Origin of the sequence: Qipengyuania proteolytica, from assembly GCF_019711565.1 — a bacterium.
GTDB classification, from domain to species: Bacteria; Pseudomonadota; Alphaproteobacteria; order Sphingomonadales; family Sphingomonadaceae; genus Qipengyuania; species Qipengyuania proteolytica.
In genome coordinates, this window is record NZ_JAIGNN010000002.1 from 564,211 (window position 1) to 581,964 (window position 17,754).

General features: G+C 63.7%; 18 protein-coding genes. 4 read left to right on the plus strand and 14 right to left on the minus strand.

The annotated features are described in order from the left end of the window. From rplV to K3172_RS11705, 12 genes are all read right to left on the minus strand, one after another. A complete protein-coding gene (gene rplV, locus K3172_RS11650; protein ID WP_221590210.1) occupies positions 1-378 on the minus strand; it encodes a 50S ribosomal protein L22 in 378 nt (125 codons plus the stop codon). After that, positions 378-653, minus strand: coding sequence for a 30S ribosomal protein S19 (gene rpsS, locus K3172_RS11655; protein ID WP_221590212.1), 276 nt, complete (start codon positions 651-653; stop codon positions 378-380). The genes rplV and rpsS overlap by 1 nt, the downstream gene beginning before the upstream one ends. A 6-nt stretch (positions 654-659) precedes the next feature. Next, positions 660-1,496: a 50S ribosomal protein L2 gene (rplB, locus tag K3172_RS11660; RefSeq protein WP_221590214.1), complete on the minus strand. Its 837-nt coding sequence runs from the start codon at positions 1,494-1,496 to the stop codon at positions 660-662. A 14-nt stretch (positions 1,497-1,510) separates the two neighbouring features. After that, the gene (locus K3172_RS11665) at positions 1,511-1,822 is read right to left on the minus strand and encodes a 50S ribosomal protein L23 (RefSeq protein WP_221590216.1); all 312 of its coding nucleotides are present in this window, start codon (positions 1,820-1,822) and stop codon (positions 1,511-1,513) included. Beyond that, positions 1,815-2,450: a 50S ribosomal protein L4 gene (gene rplD, locus K3172_RS11670; protein ID WP_221590218.1), complete on the minus strand. Its 636-nt coding sequence runs from the start codon at positions 2,448-2,450 to the stop codon at positions 1,815-1,817. Before rplD ends, K3172_RS11665 begins: the two co-directional genes overlap by 8 nt. Before the next feature lie 3 nt (positions 2,451-2,453). After that, positions 2,454-3,320: a 50S ribosomal protein L3 gene (gene rplC / locus K3172_RS11675; RefSeq protein WP_221590220.1), complete on the minus strand. Its 867-nt coding sequence runs from the start codon at positions 3,318-3,320 to the stop codon at positions 2,454-2,456. A gap of 246 nt (positions 3,321-3,566) precedes the next feature. Further along, on the minus strand, positions 3,567-3,878 hold the full coding sequence (rpsJ, locus tag K3172_RS11680; protein WP_061924928.1) for a 30S ribosomal protein S10: 312 nt from the start codon (positions 3,876-3,878) through the stop codon (positions 3,567-3,569). 319 nt (positions 3,879-4,197) lie between these two features. Next, positions 4,198-5,373: an elongation factor Tu gene (gene tuf, locus K3172_RS11685; protein WP_221590222.1), complete on the minus strand. Its 1,176-nt coding sequence runs from the start codon at positions 5,371-5,373 to the stop codon at positions 4,198-4,200. 91 nt (positions 5,374-5,464) lie between these two features. Beyond that, complete coding sequence (gene fusA, locus K3172_RS11690; protein ID WP_221590224.1) at positions 5,465-7,597, minus strand: elongation factor G; 2,133 nt, start codon at positions 7,595-7,597, stop codon at positions 5,465-5,467. A gap of 106 nt (positions 7,598-7,703) precedes the next feature. Further along, entirely contained in the window at positions 7,704-8,174 is a 471-nt protein-coding gene (rpsG, locus tag K3172_RS11695) for a 30S ribosomal protein S7 (RefSeq protein ID WP_221590226.1), read from the minus strand. 143 nt (positions 8,175-8,317) lie between these two features. Next, positions 8,318-8,689 (minus strand): 30S ribosomal protein S12, encoded by a 372-nt coding sequence (gene rpsL, locus K3172_RS11700; RefSeq protein WP_006831873.1) that lies wholly within the window; start codon positions 8,687-8,689, stop codon positions 8,318-8,320. A gap of 361 nt (positions 8,690-9,050) precedes the next feature. Next, a complete protein-coding gene (locus tag K3172_RS11705) occupies positions 9,051-10,820 on the minus strand; it encodes a DUF234 domain-containing protein (RefSeq protein WP_221590228.1) in 1,770 nt (589 codons plus the stop codon). Positions 10,821-11,245: 425 nt separating this feature from the next. Here K3172_RS11705 and K3172_RS11710 point away from each other — a divergent pair, with 425 nt between their 5' ends. After that, positions 11,246-11,857, plus strand: a complete 612-nt coding sequence (locus K3172_RS11710; protein WP_221590230.1) for a hypothetical protein — start codon at positions 11,246-11,248, stop codon at positions 11,855-11,857. A 44-nt stretch (positions 11,858-11,901) separates the two neighbouring features. Then, positions 11,902-12,561, plus strand: a complete 660-nt coding sequence (locus K3172_RS11715) for a GNAT family N-acetyltransferase (RefSeq protein ID WP_247718154.1) — start codon at positions 11,902-11,904, stop codon at positions 12,559-12,561. Here K3172_RS11715 and K3172_RS11720 read toward each other — a convergent pair. Next, a complete protein-coding gene (locus tag K3172_RS11720) occupies positions 12,522-13,049 on the minus strand; it encodes a GNAT family N-acetyltransferase (RefSeq protein WP_221590232.1) in 528 nt (175 codons plus the stop codon). The genes K3172_RS11715 and K3172_RS11720 overlap by 40 nt on opposite strands. Positions 13,050-13,163: 114 nt before the next feature. Then, a complete protein-coding gene (locus K3172_RS11725; RefSeq protein ID WP_221590234.1) occupies positions 13,164-13,949 on the minus strand; it encodes a LysR family transcriptional regulator in 786 nt (261 codons plus the stop codon). Positions 13,950-14,045: 96 nt separating this feature from the next. Here K3172_RS11725 and K3172_RS11730 point away from each other — a divergent pair, with 96 nt between their 5' ends. Beyond that, the gene (locus K3172_RS11730) at positions 14,046-16,226 is read left to right on the plus strand and encodes an RNA degradosome polyphosphate kinase (protein WP_221590236.1); all 2,181 of its coding nucleotides are present in this window, start codon (positions 14,046-14,048) and stop codon (positions 16,224-16,226) included. Next, positions 16,223-17,704, plus strand: coding sequence for a Ppx/GppA phosphatase family protein (locus tag K3172_RS11735; RefSeq protein WP_221590238.1), 1,482 nt, complete (start codon positions 16,223-16,225; stop codon positions 17,702-17,704). The genes K3172_RS11730 and K3172_RS11735 overlap by 4 nt, the downstream gene beginning before the upstream one ends. Positions 17,705-17,754 lie beyond the last annotated feature (50 nt).

Sequence of the window (17,754 nt, forward strand, 5' to 3'; positions counted from 1 at the left end):
TTACGCCTCTTCCTGCTCGCGGACGACGATGCGCAGGCGGCTGAACGGCTTCAGGATGCGCGTCGACTTGCCGCGGCCACGGGTGTGGAAGCGCTTCATCGTGATCGACTTGCCCACCGAAGCCTCGGCAACGACCAGGGCGTCGACATCGAGGTTGTGGTTGTTTTCCGCATTGGCGATCGCCGAAGCGAGTACCTTGCTGGCGTCCTTCGCCATCGCTTTCTTGCTGAAGGCGAGGATGTTCATGGCCTCTTCGGCCTTTTTGCCGCGGATCAGCCCGGCGACGAGGTTCAGCTTCTGCGCCGAGCCACGGATCGTGGTCCCGACGGCCAGCGCCTCGTTGTCGGCAACGCGACGGGGAGCTTTCTGCTTGCTCATCAGCGCTTACCCTTCTTGTCGGCGGCGTGACCCGGGAAGGTCCGGGTCGGCGCGAATTCGCCGAGCTTGTGGCCGACCATCTCTTCCGAGACGGAGACCGGGATGAACTTGTGGCCGTTGTACACGTTGAACGTGAGACCAACGAACTGCGGCAGGATGGTGCTGCGGCGCGACCAGGTCTTGATCGGCTTCGCATTGGTGGTGTCCTGCGCGTCTTCGGCCTTCTTCAGAAGGCTGAGTTCGACGAACGGACCTTTCCAGACGGAACGTGCCATGTCCGGTTACCTCTTCTTCTTGGCGTGCCGCGAACGGATGATCATCTTGTCCGTCTGCTTGTTGTTACGCGTACGGGCGCCCTTGGTCGGCTTGCCCCACGGAGTGACCGGGTGACGGCCACCGCTGGTGCGGCCTTCACCACCACCGTGCGGGTGGTCGACCGGGTTCTTGGCGACACCACGGGTGAGCGGCTTGATGCCCATCCAGCGACGACGACCGGCCTTGCCCAGGTTCTGGTTCTGGTTATCCGGGTTCGACACGGCGCCAACGGTACCCATGCAGTCGGCGCGCAGGTAACGCTGCTCGCCGCTGTTGAGGCGCACGATGACCATGCCGCGGTCACGGCCGACCAACTGGACGTAGGAGCCTGCGGCGCGGGCGATCTGGCCGCCCTTGCCCGGCTTCATTTCCACGTTGTGGCAGATCGTGCCGACCGGCATCTGGCCGAGCAGCATGGCGTTGCCAGGCTTGGTGTCGCACTTCTCCGACGCGATGACCTTGTCGCCGACAGCAAGGCGCTGCGGGGCGAGGATGTAGGCCAGTTCGCCGTCTTCGTACTTCACCAGCGCGATGAAAGCGGTGCGGTTCGGGTCGTATTCCAGACGCTCGACCGTGCCTTCGACGTCCCACTTGCGACGCTTAAAGTCGACATAGCGGTACTTCTGCTTGTGGCCGCCGGCCATGCCGCGCGAAGTGACGTGGCCCTTGTTGTTGCGGCCACCGGTCTTGCGCTTGCCTTCGACGAGCGACTTCACCGGCTTGCCCTTGTAGAGGCCCGACTTGTCGACGAGGATCAGGCCGCGACGGCCCGGGCTCGTGGGTTTGTAGTTCTTGAGTGCCATTTCTCTCTAGCCCCTCAGATACCGCTGGTGACGTCGATGGGCTTACTGTCAGCAGTAAGCGTCACGATCGCCTTCTTCATGTCGGTGCGCTTGTAGGGCTTGCCCTTCCAGCGCTTGGTCTTGCCCTTCACAACAACGGTATTCACGTTCGCAACCGTCGCACCGAAGATCGCCTCGACGGCTTCCTTGATCTGCGGCTTGGTGGCATCGCCCGCGACCTTGAAGACCACGGCGTTGTGTTCCGACGCCAGAGTTGCCTTCTCGGTGATGTGCGGTGCGAGCACGACGTCGTAGTGACGCGCTTCCACTTCCTGCTTCTTAGCCATTGAAACGGGCCTCCAGCTTCTCGACCGCGTCCTTGGTGAGGACCAGCGTGTCGTGCTTCAGGATGTCGTAGACGTTCGCGCCCATGGCCGGCAGGACGTTGACGCCCGGCAGGTTGTTGGCAGCCTTCTTGAAGCCGTCGTTGACGCTTTCGCCGTCAATCACGAGAACCTTGCCGTTCCAGCCGTTCTTGCCGAAGGTGGCGGCGAGAGCCTTGGTCTTGGCGTCCTTGAGCTCGAGGCTGTCGACGACGACGAGGCCGTCCTTCGCCTTGCTCGACAGGGCCATCTTCAGGCCGAGGGCGCGCAGCTTCTTGTTGAGCGACTGGTTGAAGTCGCGCTTGCGGGCACCGTGGGCCTTGCCGCCGCCGATGAAGATCGGAGCTGCACGGTCACCGTGACGGGCCGTACCGCCGCCCTTCTGGCGACCGAACTTCTTGCCGGTGCGGGCAACGTCCGAACGCTCGCGCGTCGGGCGGGCAGTGCCGCGGCGGTTTTCGAGCTGCCAGGTGACAACGCGGTGCAGGATGTCGGCACGCGGCTCGACCCCGAACACGTCGTCGTTGAGCTCGATTTCGCCCCCCGAACCGCTGACGGCCTTGCCGTCGATTTTCTGGACCTTCACCTTCACGGATCAGCCCTCCTTGTTGTCGTCCGCGCCGGTGTCGGCTGCGGGCGTGTCGGTGGTGGTTTCGGCGTCTACACCGGCTTCCTGTGCCTTGAGCAGGGCTTCCTGCTGCTCGGCGGAGACTTCGGTGCCGACTTCGTGCTCGGCTGCGCTTTCGACGAGGCCGGGTGCCGCTTCTTCAGTGGCGAAATCGGCTTCGTTGCGGCGCATCACGCCCGGGAACGGCAGCTCGCCATGCTTGATCTTCACGGCATCCTTGACCAGCAGCCAGCCGTTCTTCGAACCCGGGACCGAACCCTTGACGAAGAGCAGGCCACGCTCGGCGTCGGTGCGCACGATCTCGAGGTTCTGCTGGGTGCGCTGACGGTCGCCCATGTGGCCGGCCATCTTCTTGCCCTTGAACACGCGGCCCGGATCCTGGCGGTTACCCGTCGAACCGTGCGAACGGTGCGAGAGCGACACACCGTGGGTGGCGCGAAGACCGCCGAAGCCCCAGCGCTTCATGGCGCCGGCAAAGCCCTTACCCTGGGTGTGGCCGGTGATGTCGACCTTCTGGCCGGCGACGAAGTGCTCGGCCGAAATGCGGGCACCGACCGGAAGCAGCGCTTCTTCGGTGTCAACGCGGAATTCGGCGACCTTCATCTTCAGCGGAACCTCAGCCTTGGCGAAGGCTTCACGCTGCGGCTTGTTCACGTTCTTCTGCTTGGCTTCGCCCGAACCGACCTGGACCGCGAAGTAACCATCGCGATCGGCAGTGCGGTGGGCAGTAACCTGGCAATCTTCCAGTGCGAGAACGGTGACCGGCACGTGCCGACCGTCCTCCTGGAAGAGGCGGGTCATCCCGACTTTCTTTGCGATAACGCCTGTGCGCATCGTAAACTCCTAACACAGAGGCACCCCGGCCCATCCGAGGTGCTTGCCAGCCCGTTTATGATGCGTCGCCCCGTCCGGGCTGAGTGCTTCCGCGGCTTGCGCCTTGGGAGCGAGACGGGGGACGCAGACCCGGATCAGATCCGGCGGTATCCCGATGTCTTGCCGGACCTTGCGATCCGGCGGGGCAATCGAGAGCCCCTGAACTTCCGGCCGGTTTAAGGTCCTGCCGGGGACCGGATCAGCGGCTTAGGCCAGCTTGATCTCGACGTTCACGCCAGCCGCGAGGTCGAGCTTCATCAGCGCGTCGACGGTCTGGGCGTTCGGCTGCACGATATCGAGCAGGCGCTTGTAGGTGCGCACCTCGAACTGCTCGCGCGACTTCTTGTCGATGTGCGGGCCGCGGTTCACGGTGAACTTCTCGATACGCGTCGGCATGGGAATGGGGCCACGAATAAGAGCACCCGTACGACGTGCGGTTTCTGCGATTTCACCAGTTGCCTGGTCGAGAACGCGATGATCGAACGCCTTGAGGCGAATGCGGATATTCTGAGCTTCCATTTCCTACACCGATGCGAAAGAGCCACGCGGCCTGATTTTCAAACCGCAAAAAAGAAAGGCCCGCCCAAGTCGTCCCGGTTTCCCGGCTGGGCGACCTTCCATGAATTTCTGCGACGGAGACGAATCTCTGTCTGTGGGCGCGCATATACGGGCGAGCCCGGTATCTGGCAACCCCTGATTTCCACCCGATTTGCGCGGGGGAAACGGCGGCGGGACGAACCGTGCAAACCGGTCGGCCCCTGCCCGCAAAAGTCGGGGGGCCCACCCCTCGCGAGGAGGAGCGGGCCCCAAACTTTTCAAGTAGCTTCCGCTTGGAAGATTACTTGGTGATCGAGCTCACGACGCCCGAGCCGACGGTGCGACCGCCTTCGCGGATTGCGAAGCGCAGGCCTTCGTCCATGGCGATCGGCGCGATCAGCTTGACCGAGATGGTCACGTTGTCGCCCGGCATCACCATTTCCGTGCCTTCGGGAAGGATCACTTCGCCGGTGACGTCGGTGGTGCGGAAGTAGAACTGCGGACGGTAGTTCGCGAAGAACGGCGTGTGACGGCCGCCTTCGTCCTTCGACAGGACGTAGACTTCGGCGCTGAACTCGGTGTGCGGATTGACCGAACCCGGCTTCGCCAGAACCTGGCCACGCTCCACGTCTTCACGGCCGATGCCGCGGATCAGGGCGCCGATGTTGTCGCCGGCTTCACCGCGATCGAGCAGCTTGCGGAACATTTCGACACCGGTGACGGTGGTCTTCTGCGTGTCCTTGATGCCGACGATTTCGACTTCGTCGCCAACGTTCACGACGCCGGTTTCAACACGGCCGGTGACGACGGTGCCGCGGCCCGAGATCGAGAACACGTCTTCGATCGGCATCAGGAAGGGCTTGTCGACCGGACGGTCCGGGGTCGGGATGTAGCTGTCGACGGCGTCCATCAGTTCCTTGATCGAGTTTTCGCCGATTTCAGGATCACGACCTTCGAGAGCGGCGAGAGCCGAGCCCTTTACGATCGGAATGTTGTCGCCGTCGAAGTCGTACGAGCTCAGCAGTTCGCGAACTTCCAGTTCGACGAGCTCGAGGATTTCCTCGTCGTCGACCTGGTCAACCTTGTTCAGGTACACGACCAGCTGCGGCACGCCGACCTGGCGGGCGAGCAGGATGTGCTCGCGGGTCTGCGGCATCGGGCCGTCGGCAGCGTTCACGACCAGGATAGCGCCGTCCATCTGGGCGGCACCGGTGATCATGTTCTTCACGTAGTCGGCGTGACCCGGGCAGTCGACGTGTGCGTAGTGACGCGCTTCGGTTTCGTATTCGACGTGTGCGGTCGAGATGGTGATACCGCGCTCACGCTCTTCGGGCGCCTTGTCGATGTTTGCGAAATCGACGGCTGCGCCCTGGACCTTGGTGATCGCCGCGGTCAGCGTGGTCTTGCCGTGGTCGACGTGACCGATGGTGCCGACGTTGACGTGCGGCTTGTTACGCTCGAACTTTTCCTTCGCCATTTTCCAATAACCTCTAACTTGAATGTGAATTTCTGCGGGATGGAAACGGCGCCCGCGGAATCAGGCGCCGCCCCTAGACGGTGAAGCTGCCTTACGCAAGCTTCTCCTTGACTTCCTGTGCGACGTTCGCCGGCACTTCGTCGTAGTGGCTGAACTGCATCGAGTACTGCGCACGACCCTGCGTGAACGAACGCAGCTCGTTGACGTAGCCGAACATGTTCGCGAGCGGCACGTTGGCTTCGACTGCCTGGGCGTTGCCGCGGCTGTCGGTGCCCTGGATCTGGCCACGACGGCTGTTGAGGTCGCCGATCACGTCGCCGAGGTAATCCTCGGGAGTGACGACTTCCACCTTCATGATCGGCTCGAGCAGCTTGATGCCCGACCGTTCGGCCACTTCGCGCATCGCACCGCGACCGGCGATTTCGAACGCGATCGCGCTCGAGTCGACGTCGTGGTACGCACCGTCATACAGGGTGACGGTGAAGTCGATGATCGGGAAGCCGACCAGGTGACCGCTCTCGGCCTGTTCACGGAAGCCCTTTTCGATCGCGGGGATGTATTCCTTCGGAATGTTGCCCCCCTTGATCTCATCCTGGAAGACGAAGCCCTGGCCGCGTTCGCCCGGCTCGACCTTCACCTTGACGCGGCCGAACTGGCCGGAGCCGCCCGACTGCTTCTTGTGGGTGTAGTCGACGTCGACCGGCTTGCCGAGATATTCGCGGTAAGCCACCTGCGGCGCACCGACGTTGGCTTCGACCTTGAACTCGCGCTTCATGCGATCGACGAGGATGTCGAGGTGAAGCTCGCCCATGCCCTTGATGATCGTCTGGCCCGACTCGTGGTCGGTCGACACGCGGAAGCTCGGGTCCTCGGCGGCCAGGCGGTTGAGGGCGACGCCCATCTTTTCCTGGTCGGCCTTGGTCTTGGGTTCCACCGACAGTTCGATGACCGGCTCGGGGAATTCCATGCGCTCGAGAATGATCGGCTTCGCCGGATCACACAGCGTATCGCCGGTGGTCGTGTCCTTCATGCCTGCCAGTGCGACGATGTCGCCGGCGTATGCTTCTTCGATGTCCTCGCGGTTGTTCGAGTGCATCAGCAGCATACGGCCGATCTTTTCCTTCTTGTCCTTCACCGAGTTCAGGACCGAGCCCTTGGAGAGCTTGCCCGAATAGATGCGGGTGAAGGTCAGCGAGCCGACGAACGGGTCGTTCATGATCTTGAACGCCAGCGCAGCGAAGGGCGCTTCGTCCGACGACGGACGGGTCTCTTCCACGTCGCTGTCGGGCAGCACGCCCTTGATCGCCGGCACGTCGAGCGGCGACGGCATGTAGTCGACGACCGCGTCGAGCAGGGGCTGGACGCCCTTGTTCTTGAACGCCGAGCCGCACACCACAGGCACGAAGTCGCGCGCCATGGTGCCCTTGCGGATGAGCTTCTTGAGCGTCGCGATGTCGGGCTCGTTGCCTTCGAGATAGGCTTCCATGACCTCATCGTCCTGTTCGACGACGGTTTCGATCAGCTTCTCGCGATATTCCGCGACCTTGTCGGCCATGTCTGCGGGAATGTCGACGAACTCGTACTTCGCGCCGAGATCTTCGGCCTGCCACACGATGCCGCGGTTGGCGACGAGGTCGACGACACCCTTGAGGTCGCTTTCCGCGCCGATCGGCAGGGTGATGACCAGCGGCGTCGCGCCGAGGCGGTCGATGATCGACTGGACGCAGTAGTAGAAGTCGGCGCCGGTGCGGTCGAGCTTGTTGATGAAGCACATCCGCGGAACGCCGTACTTGTCGGCCTGGCGCCAGACGGTCTCGGATTGGGGTTCCACCCCGGCAACTCCATCAAACACCGCAACCGCGCCGTCGAGGACGCGCAGCGAGCGTTCGACTTCGATGGTGAAGTCGACGTGGCCGGGGGTGTCGATGATGTTGATGCGGTACTTCGGCATGTCGGCGCGCAGCGCCTCAGGCTCCGAGCGGGGGTCCATCGAGGGATCTTCGGGCGTCCAGAACGTGGTGGTCGCAGCCGAGGTGATGGTGATGCCGCGTTCCTGCTCCTGCTCCATCCAGTCCATCGTCGCGGCGCCGTCGTGGACTTCGCCGATCTTGTAGGACTTGCCGGTGTAGTAGAGGATACGCTCGGTCGTGGTGGTCTTGCCGGCATCGATGTGGGCCATGATGCCGATATTGCGGTACCGCTCCAGCGGATATTCGCGGGCCATGTGGAATTCCTCGAGTTCGGGGGTGAGCTAGCTCGGCCCCCATGTAGGGATTAATGTGACCGTTTCGAGGCCGGAGATCGCTCCCCGGCCCCAAAATCGGAACGCCTTACCAGCGGTAGTGCGAGAAGGCGCGGTTCGCGTCCGCCATGCGGTGCGTGTCTTCGCGCTTCTTGACGGCGTTGCCGCGGTTGTTGGCGGCATCCATCAGCTCGCCCGACAGGCGTGCGGCCATGGTGGTTTCCGGACGACCGCGCGCGGCGGTGATCAGCCAGCGGATCGCGAGCGCCTGGGCACGCTCGGGGCGCACTTCGACCGGCACCTGGTAGGTCGCACCGCCGACGCGGCGGCTGCGCACTTCGACCTGCGGCTTGATGTTGTCGAGCGCGGCATGGAACAGCTCGACCGGGTTCGACTTCGCCTTGGCTTCGACGGTGTCGAGCGCGGTGTAGACGATACCTTCGGCGACGGCTTTCTTACCATCGTACATGAGGTTGTTCATGAACTTCGACAGGACCTGATCACCGAACTTGGGATCAGGCAGGATTTCCCGCTTCTCGGGACGACGACGACGTGACATGTTTGCTAACTCCTTCGGAGAGCGGCAGCACCTGCGTGCTGCCTTGCGGCTCCGGCCCGCTCCCCCTCCCGGCCACCCAAAGACTACCCTGTAGGTAGCCGGGAGTGGCATCGGTCCGGAGCCGGGCTAGCGCCGCGCCAAAATTACTTCGGACGCTTGGCGCCGTACTTCGAGCGGCTCTGCTTGCGGTCCTTGACACCCTGCGTGTCGAGCACGCCGCGCAGGACGTGGTAGCGCACGCCGGGAAGGTCGCGCACACGGCCGCCGCGGATCAGCACGACGCTGTGTTCCTGCAGGTTGTGGCCTTCGCCCGGGATGTAGGAGATGACTTCGCGCTGGTTGGTCAGGCGAACCTTGGCCACCTTGCGCAGAGCCGAGTTCGGCTTCTTCGGGGTCGTCGTGTAGACGCGGGTGCAAACGCCGCGCTTCTGCGGGTTCTGCTCCATCGCAGGGACCTTGCTCTTGGCCTTCTGCGGAACGCGGCCCTTGCGGACCAGCTGGTTGATCGTCGGCATATGAGTTCTTTCTCTTCACCGTGTGATGGTGACGACTAGGGGGTTCTGGGTGATGTGTTCTGGCTGGCGACCTTGCGCTGATCCCGCTCGTCCTGAGCCTGTCGAAGGACAGCCACCGACGCGCGAACACGCGAAACCGCACGAGCCTGAAACACTCCACCCAGGGCCCTCACGGCCACCGGGTTACTTTGACGGCTGCCCCAAGCGGAGATCGCCTCCGCTGCAATAGAAAAGAGCCTTATCGCTTGAGCGACAGGCCCCCGGGACATCACCGGCAATGTTCAGCTCTATCTGACCGACGGTGGACGAATCCAACACCGGATGGGCGCGCACATAGTGGGACGGGGGGATGCGGTCAAGGCTACCAAACATTGCCCGCAATCTGTTCTGAAGACAACGCGGCAGCGTCAATTAGGTACTTAGCCAGATTATGTTCCAAATATTCATTGCTCGTGAAGCCCAAACCTAACTCTCCAATTTCCACCCCAGCAAATCGATGGACCTCGCCCTGCACATCGCAATCAATTCCTGGCCTGGGCAGCCAGAGTGGGGAGGTGAATATCTCATGGAGCTTGTGCAGAGTAATTTCCTGACCCAGCGCTTCCTTGAAAACTGCCGCAGGAACTACCGGTATATGCTGTTGATCGGTCAGGTCGCCACCGAACCCCTCTGTGATGACAAGCGCCTTACATGAATAATCACCTGCATGAAGACTCAGTCTAGCGGTAAACGACGCAATATTCTTCCGAACAAACTCTAGCTTTCGATCCGCTTGCCCGACTTTTTGAATCATACTTTTGCGGCGATCATTAACTTCTCGCGGATCACCTGGCGGGATGGACCATTTACACTCACAGAGCAAAATTTGCTTGTCGAGGTGGTCTACCAATACAACATCAATTTCTTCCTTTCGCCGACCTACCTTTAAGGTAATATTCCCAAAACTATCGAACCGGTCCGGAACTGAATCGGTGATTTTTTCAATCATGGGAAGTTCAAAAAGATGACTTTGTCGATCAAACGTCGACGACGCGATCCTAGCGTGTAAAGTCAATGAATTCCTTGGCCAGTTTGAAGATATCGTGTGTAACGGAGCTACTAGAAGCTCTTCACCAGCCAGGGGCAAAAAAGGCTGCAAGGCAAGGTCAGGTGTCTTGGCGAGTGTGCCGTAAGTCAGCATCTCGATTGCTCTTGAAGTTTGATCACTAGGAATTCCGGCTACTGCCGAAATTCTCTTGGCAAAGTCGCCTCTCTTCAAGATTAAGCAGGCTTGGTCCAATCCCCCTCCCTGCAATCCGTGCTTAAGTGCCCCATGGTAAACGCACACCATATGCATATGACAAAGCGCGCTCAGGCCCGCAAAGAACCTTCTTGAGAAATCGTAATCCCCCCACGGAAACACCCACTCCTGTGGGACAATCTGCGGATCATATAGGTGCATATCGAAGAGATCCCTTATCCTTTGCAAAACAAACGGATAAGAAATTTTCCCATTTCGCAGTTTGACGCTTTTTACGGCCGCCTTAAACGCTGCACCTTGTTCCAAGCGACTACCGTCAGGAAAAGTATATTTGTCTCCCAAAAATGATGATGCGAGTATCGGAATGGGCGTAAAGGGATCAAGATCTTGCACCACTAGCGCCTCTAAGAGCCGATACTGCATAGACCTTAAGCTAGGTCGCGTAAAAAGTTTGCACCCTCCTTTAACTCCCCAAGCATCTGCATCACGACCATAGATACCACTGAAGACACCTTGAGCCCTCATATAGAATTTTGCAATTCGCCAAATGAATTTGCCTATATACGTGTAACGACTATCCTCTTTTCTCTTAAAGTATTTCGTTTCCCAATTACCGATTGGTTTTTCTTTATCAATTTTGAGAAGCGCAATTCGTATTAGATATTTTATCTCGTCGAGACGGTGAATTACAGCCGCACGCTGCTCGATATCTGCTTCCGTGGTCCAAAGATGCGCGCTGCTTGCGAATACAATTCGCAACATGTCTTCACAGGCGGTGACAAGCATCCATCGGGAGTCGGCTAATGATCCGCCAGGAAGGCTCTCCGCCTCCAACAACGCATCAATCTGTTCTTCAATTCGAGCAACATCGTTGCCGGTGAGTTCCTGCATAGAATCGCGTTCGCGCCTAAGTCATGAAAAGGCAATGAATTAATTGAATGGCTCGTGGCCCACTTTTTGACCATGGTACGACAGTACCGTTTCCCTACTTCGCAGCTTTTTTGTTTCCATCCCTCAGGCGCGACGCGTCCGCGTCGCTTAGGTTGGCCCCTGGCCATCTCCGCTTCGCTTCGATTCCGCCCACAAGGCGCGGCGGGCGGTCGCCCTTGCGGCGTGCTGGTCGCACGCCGGATTTCGCTAGATAGAAACCATTTTCCTACTTCGTGGGATTGTGCATCTTGGGGCCGGTCATGCCAGAATCAGACCACCCCACCCCCGCCCGCACTGAGTCCTCGCCCGAGCCATCCGCAGAGGACCGTCCCACTCCCTCGCCAACCGAGGCTCCACCCGATCCGCCTCCCGCCTCAACTGAGCTGGTGTGCCGCCGGCAGACGGGTCGGCAGGCCACCTCCGCGGTCGCCTTTGTCGTCGGACCGCCCGAGGGGGACGATCCGCTGCTCGGCTTCGTGCCCTATCTCCACGTTGCGCCGCGCCGCAATTCGATCACGCCGAAGCTCCAGCGCGAGTTCGTCGCCACGCTCGCGGCGACGGGGATCGTGGCCCAGGCGGCGCGCAAGATCGGGAAGAGCATGGAGGCGCTCTACAAGCTGCGCTCGCGCCCCGGGGCGGAAGGGTTTGCGGCCGCCTGGGACGCCGCGCTCGACCGCGGGGTCCAGCGGCTGGAGGACGGGGCGCTCGCTCGCGCGATCGAGGGCGTGCCCGAGTGGAAGACCGATCCGAACGGCAATCTCGTCACCTACGGCACGAAGCACAACGAGGCGCTGGTGATGTTCTTCCTGCGCAACCGCCGCCCCGAACGCTACAGCGAGCATATCCGCCCAGGCCATCCGGTCTACGAGCGCATCCGCGCCGAAGTGCTCGCCGCGCACCGCCCCGCCCGCGCCGTGGCGGAGGCAGCGGACACGCGCGAATGCACCCTCTCGCGCCACTTCGCCGACCGGCTGGCGCAAGAGGGCGAAACGCCCTAGCCTGACCGCTCGCAAGGCGGGTCGCGGCGCGCGAAGGATCGGCGATGGGTGACGGACAGGCGGGCTGGAACGGGCTGCGCTGGCAGGGCGCGTGCGGCGACGCCTCGATCCAGACGCGGCTGGCGGACGGGCGGGCGGTTTGCATTCGCACCGTCGACCCGCGCGACGAGGGGCGCCTGCGCGAAGGGATCGCGCGGATGAGCCCGCGCTCGCGCTACCTGCGGTTCTTCTCCGGCGCGGCGAGCCCGCCCGACTGGGTGATCGAGCGGCTGCTCGACGCAGACGGGGTGCTGCACCTCGCCTGGGGGGCGATCGACCTGTCGCTGCCCGAACAGCCCGCGATGGGCGTGGTCCACGCGATGCGGCCGAGCGAGGGGGACGCGGTGGCCGAGTTCTCGGTCGGCGTGCTGGACGCGTATCACGGGCTGGGCGTCGGGCGGTTGCTGGCGGCGACGCTGCTGCTCGATGCGCGGGGCGAGGCGGTGGAGGCGTTCAGCGCGCATGTGCTGGCGGAGAACCACGCGGCGCGCGGCTTCATCCGGCGGCTGGGGGCCGAGCATGTCGGGCAGGCGGGGCCGGAGGCGGAGTATCGCCTGCCGGTCGGCCCGGCGCTGGAGCGGCTGCGCGGCGAATGCGACCCGCCGGGCCTCGCCGACGTGTTCGCCTATTTCGACGGGGCCGGATCGGAGGCGAGCAGGCCGTAGATCGCCACGTCGCGCAGGCCCGCGTGGGTGGTCTCGTGCTCGCGGAACAGCGCCTCGCGGGTGAAGCCGAGCCTCTCCAGCAGGCGGATCGAGGGGGTGTTTTCCGCGTCCACTTCGGCGATGAGCTTGCGGGCACCCTCGGCGAAGAGATGCGCGACCAGCGCGCCGGTGCATTCGCGGGCCACGCCCTCGCCTTGGGCGTGCATGCAGGTGATGTAGCCGATCTCGACCACCCCCTCCTCATGCCCCGGAACCGCGACGAACCGCCCCGCGACGCGCCCCTGCGCATCCTCGGCGATCCACGTACGCCCCGGCCAGCCGGGCTCGGCGAGCCAGGCCCACAGCTCCTCTTGCGAGGCGAATTCGGGCCGCGAGAGATAGAGGCACTGCGCCGGGTCGGACAGCGTCGGGAACAGCGCCGCCTCGTCCCCTGCGCGCAAAGGGCGCAAAGTGAAGCGGTCGGTGGTCAGTGTCGGGGTGTCACTCATGCCAAGCGCTACTACGCGAGGCGAAGCCGAGTGCAAGGGCGACCGCCCGCCCGCAGCGGGTGCAGCTTGCTGCACGTCTAGCGAGGACGAACCGACGGAGGTCGGTTCGAAAAACTAGGAAGTCAGGAAGGCAACGAGGGCCCTGACCTTCTTGGTCCGCCATTGCGGCGTCGGAGCGACCAGCCAGTAAGCGCGCGTGCCGGGTTCCGGCCCTTCGAGCACCTCGAGCTTGCCCGCCTCGATCGCCTCTTTCGCGAGCAGTTCCGGCAGGATCGCCTTGCCGAGGCCCGCCATCGCGCTGGAGAGCGCCTGGCCGGCGTTGGAGACGCTGACATGCGCCGCGACCCCGTCCTGCAGCGGGAGGCCCCAGTCGATCCACCGGTCGGGCGCGCCGGGCGCTGCCACGGTCACGCGGCGCGCGGCGGCGAGCTCGACGCCCTGAAGGTCGCCCGGCCCGTCGACCAGCCGGATCGCGAAATCGAGGTTCACCTCGGTGAAATCAGCGTTCTCGTCGGCCACGAAGGCGAACTTGATGTCGGGGTTCACCTCGGCGAATTTGGCCAGCCGCGGAGCGAGCCACTGGGCGTAAAATTCGCGCGGGACGGCGATGGTGTAGCTGTCGCTCGCCTGCCCGGCCTGCATGGCGGACACGCTTTCCTCAAACTTGAGGAAGCCTTCGCGCAGCGCGTCGAGCCCGGCGGAGCCTTCCTGCGTCAGCTCCAGCCCCTTGCTCGTGCGGCGGAACAGCACCGTGCCGAGGTGGTCCTCCAGCGCGCGGATCTGTTGGCCCACGGCGGCAGGCGTCACCGCCAGCTCGTCCGCGGCGCGGGTGAACGAGAGGTGCCGCGCGGCGGCATCGTATACGCGCAGGGCGTTCAGGGGCAGGTGCGTGCGCTTCATCGGACGGCGGACTTAGGGAATGTTGCATTGCGGCACAAGATAGTGCCGCATCCTAAGCGCTTGTCACGGACGTGCAACATGCGCCAGACAGGGGGCATGCCGAAGACGCGCCTCGCCATGAACGACGACACCACCCCTGTTTCGGCCCCAGCGGAGCCCCCGCGGTTCGACGCGCCGGAGACGCGCTACGTCAACCGCGAGCTGAGCTGGCTGAGCTTCAACCGCCGCGTGGTGGCCGAGGCGGAGAACGCCGCGTACCCGCTGCTGGAGCGGCTGCGCTTCCTCTCGATCTCGGCCAGCAATCTCGACGAGTTCACGATGATCCGCGTGGCCGGCCTCGAAGGCCAGGCGAGCCGCGGGCTGGAAACGCTGAGCATCGAAGGCCGCGACCCGCAACAGCAGCTGGAGGCGATCCGCGCCGAACTCGCCGTGCTGGTGGCCCGCCAGCAGCGCGTGCTGGACGACCTCAGACGCCTGCTCGCGCTGGAAGGCATCTGGATCGCCACGATCGAGGATCTCGACAAGAAACAGAAGGCCTGGCTGCAGGAGTATTTCGAGAACGACATCCTCCCGCTGATCACCCCGCAGGCGATCGATCCCTCGCACCCCTTCCCCTTCGTCGCCAACCTCGGCACCGGCGTGATCTTCCGGCTCAAGCGCGGCAAGCGGCAGGCGGACCTCGTCGAGATGGTGCTGATCCCCAGCGGCGCCCCGCGCTTCGTGCGTGTACCGGGCGAAAAGGCGATCTACGTTTCGATCGAGCAGCTGATCGTGCAGTTCGCCAGCCTGCTGTTCCCCGGCTTCAAGATCCTCGGCGACGGGCTGTTCCGCGTGCTGCGCGACAGCGACATCGAGGTCGAGGAAGAGGCCGAAGACCTGGTCCGCTATTTCCGCACCGCGATCCAGCGCCGCCGCCGCGGCCGCGCCGTGCTGCTCGAGCTGGACGACGAATGCGACGAGGCCGCCGAGGCGCTGCTGCGCGAGCAGCTCGAACTCGACGAGGCGATGGTCGTCAAGACCTCGGGCATGCTCGGCCTCGCCGACCTGGCGACGGTGTGCAACGAGCCACGCCCCGATCTCAAGTTCGAGGCCTTCAGCCCGCGCTATCCCGAACGCATCCTTGCGCATGACGGCGACTGCTTTTCCGCCATTCGCGAGAAGGACATCGTCATCCACCACCCCTATGAAACTTTCGAGGTGGTGGTCGATTTCCTGCGCCAGGCGGCACGCGACCCCGCCGTCATGTCGATCAAGCAGACGCTCTATCGCGCGGGCGACCAGTCGCCGGTGATCGGTGCGCTGATCGAAGCAGCGGAGAACGGCAAGGCGGTGACCGCCGTAGTCGAACTCAAGGCCCGCTTCGACGAGGAGCGCAACATCCACTGGGCGAACGAGCTGGAACGCGCGGGCGTGCAGGTGATCTACGGCTTCACCGAGTGGAAGACCCACGCCAAGGTCAGCCTGGTGGTGCGGCGCGAAGAGGATGGCTACGCCACCTACTGCCACTTCGGCACGGGCAATTACCACCCGGTCAACGCACGCATCTATACCGATTTCAGCTATTTCACCGCCGATCCGGCGCTGGGCCGCGATGCCGCCAAGCTGTTCAACTTCGTCACCGGTTATATCGAACCGGCCGAACTCGAGAAGCTCGCCATTTCGCCCATCGGGCTGCAGGACAAGCTGTACCAGCTGATCGATCGCGAGATCGCGAATGCCAAGGCGGGCAAGCCCGCAGGCATCTGGGCCAAGATGAATTCGATCACCAACAAGGGCGTGATCGACAAGCTCTACGAAGCGAGCGCGGCGGGCGTCCAGATCGTGCTGGTGGTGCGCGGCATCTGCTCGCTGCGCGCAGGCGTGCCCGGCCTGTCGGAGAATATCAGCGTGAAATCGATCATCGGCCGCTTCCTCGAACACAGCCGCTTGTGGGCCTTCGCCAACGGCACCGATTTGCCGAGTAAGAAGGCAGAGGTCTGGATCACCAGCGCCGATGCCATGAGCCGCAACCTCGAACACCGGGTCGAGGTGATGGTGCCGGTCACCAACCGCACGGTCCACGACCAGCTTCTGGGGCAGGTGATGCTCGCCAATATCCTCGACACCGAACGCAGCTGGCGGCTGGAGCCCAACGGCCAGTACGAGCGCATGCGCGTGGGCGAAGGTGGCTTCAACTGCCACGATTACTTCATGGACAACCCCTCGCTCTCGGGTCGCGGCAAGGCGCTGGCCGAGCATGAGGTGCCGCATCTGAGCCTGCGGGACCGCACCGCGTGAGCCGCAAGCGCGGCGGCCACGACCGGCTCGTCAAACCGCCCCGTGCGGTGATCGACATCGGATCGAACACCGTCCGCCTCGTGATCTACGAGGGCAGCAGGCGCGCGCCTGAAACCGTCTGGAACGAGAAGGTGGCGGCGCGGCTTGGGCGCGACATCTCGACCACCGGACGGATCCCGCAGGAAGCCGAGGACGAGGCGCTGGCCGCCCTCGCCCGCTATGCGCTGATCATCCAGGACCTGGGCATCGACGACGTGCAGGCGGTGGCGACGGCGGCCGCGCGCGATGCCAAGAACGGGCAGGAGTTTCTGGCCAAGGTGGCGGCGCTGGGGCTCGAACCGCGCCTGCTCTCGGGCGAGGAAGAGGCCTGCATTTCGGCCAATGGCGCGCTCGGTGCCTTTCCCGGCGCGCATGGCGTCGTTGCCGATCTCGGCGGCGGCAGCCTCGAGCTCGTGTCGATCCATTCGAACGAGTGCCACCAGGCCCATTCGCTGCCCTTCGGCACATTGCGCCTGCCTGCCTTCCGCGCGATGGGCGGGTTCGAGCAGCGCATCCACGACGCGCTGAGCGAGGTCGGCTGGGCGGCGACACATCCCGGCCCGCTCTACATGATCGGCGGGACATGGCGCGCGCTGGCGGCTTACGCCATGCGGGAGCTGGATTACCCGCTGACCGATCCGCATGGTTTCGTCCTGTCGGTCGAGGATGCCGACCGCATGGCCGCCGAGCTGGTGGAGGCCAAGCCCGAAAAACTCACGCAGATCAGCGGGATCTCGGAAATGCGCGCGGGCTACCTCCCCGATGCCGCCGCGCTGCTGCGCCCGCTGTTGGCGGAATTCCAGCCGGAATCGCTGGTGTTTTCCAGCTGGGGGATCCGCGAAGGGTTGCTCTATTCGCGGCTCGATGCCGCGCAGCAGGCGCGCGATCCGCTCCTCGCCGGCATCGCCGCCTTTGCCGCCGTGCGCGACAGCCACGTGACCGACGCGACGCTCGTTTCCGCCTGGACCGCCGACCTCGTCGAGCATGCGAAGCCCGGCGACGAGCGCAAGCGCATCGCCGCGGCACAGCTTGCCGCTTCGCTCCGCCGGGTGGAGCCGAACCTCAGGCTCAACCACGCGGTCGAGTGGTCGCTCGACAAGCGCTGGATCGATCTCAGCCCGCGTGGCCGCGCGATGATCTGCGCCGCTCTCGTCGGCGCGCTCGGCCGGACCGAACTGCCCGACCGCCTGCGCGTCCTCGCCAGCGACGAAGACCTGCGCGAGGGCATGACCTGGGGGCTCGGCCTGCGGCTGGCCCAGCGGCTGGGCGCGGGGACACGCGAGAGCCTGTCGCACAGCTCGCTGCGGCGCGAGGAAGAGGCGCTGGTCCTCCACCTCGACGAAAACCGCGCCGCACTGGCGGCGGGACCGGTCGACAAGGAGCTGGCCATGCTGGCGGACTGGCTGGGGCTGGAAGCGCGGGTGGAGGTGGGGACTTAGCTGGCGAGTAGCGCTGCAGAGTGGATGACCGCTAACGACCCGATTGCCGA

Coding starts and splice junctions, on each gene's coding strand:
- rplV (WP_221590210.1), bottom strand. CDS start 378: ATGAGCAAGCAGAAAGCTCCCCGTCGCGTTGCCGACAACGAGGCGCTG.
- rpsS (WP_221590212.1), bottom strand. CDS start 653: ATGGCACGTTCCGTCTGGAAAGGTCCGTTCGTCGAACTCAGCCTTCTG.
- rplB (WP_221590214.1), bottom strand. CDS start 1,496: ATGGCACTCAAGAACTACAAACCCACGAGCCCGGGCCGTCGCGGCCTG.
- K3172_RS11665 (WP_221590216.1), bottom strand. CDS start 1,822: ATGGCTAAGAAGCAGGAAGTGGAAGCGCGTCACTACGACGTCGTGCTC.
- rplC (WP_221590220.1), bottom strand. CDS start 3,320: ATGCGCACAGGCGTTATCGCAAAGAAAGTCGGGATGACCCGCCTCTTC.
- rpsJ (WP_061924928.1), bottom strand. CDS start 3,878: ATGGAAGCTCAGAATATCCGCATTCGCCTCAAGGCGTTCGATCATCGC.
- tuf (WP_221590222.1), bottom strand. CDS start 5,373: ATGGCGAAGGAAAAGTTCGAGCGTAACAAGCCGCACGTCAACGTCGGC.
- fusA (WP_221590224.1), bottom strand. CDS start 7,597: ATGGCCCGCGAATATCCGCTGGAGCGGTACCGCAATATCGGCATCATG.
- rpsG (WP_221590226.1), bottom strand. CDS start 8,174: ATGTCACGTCGTCGTCGTCCCGAGAAGCGGGAAATCCTGCCTGATCCC.
- rpsL (WP_006831873.1), bottom strand. CDS start 8,689: ATGCCGACGATCAACCAGCTGGTCCGCAAGGGCCGCGTTCCGCAGAAG.
- K3172_RS11705 (WP_221590228.1), bottom strand. CDS start 10,820: ATGCAGGAACTCACCGGCAACGATGTTGCTCGAATTGAAGAACAGATT.
- K3172_RS11715 (WP_247718154.1), top strand. CDS start 11,902: ATGGGTGACGGACAGGCGGGCTGGAACGGGCTGCGCTGGCAGGGCGCG.
- K3172_RS11720 (WP_221590232.1), bottom strand. CDS start 13,049: ATGAGTGACACCCCGACACTGACCACCGACCGCTTCACTTTGCGCCCT.
- K3172_RS11725 (WP_221590234.1), bottom strand. CDS start 13,949: ATGAAGCGCACGCACCTGCCCCTGAACGCCCTGCGCGTATACGATGCC.
- K3172_RS11730 (WP_221590236.1), top strand. CDS start 14,046: ATGCCGAAGACGCGCCTCGCCATGAACGACGACACCACCCCTGTTTCG.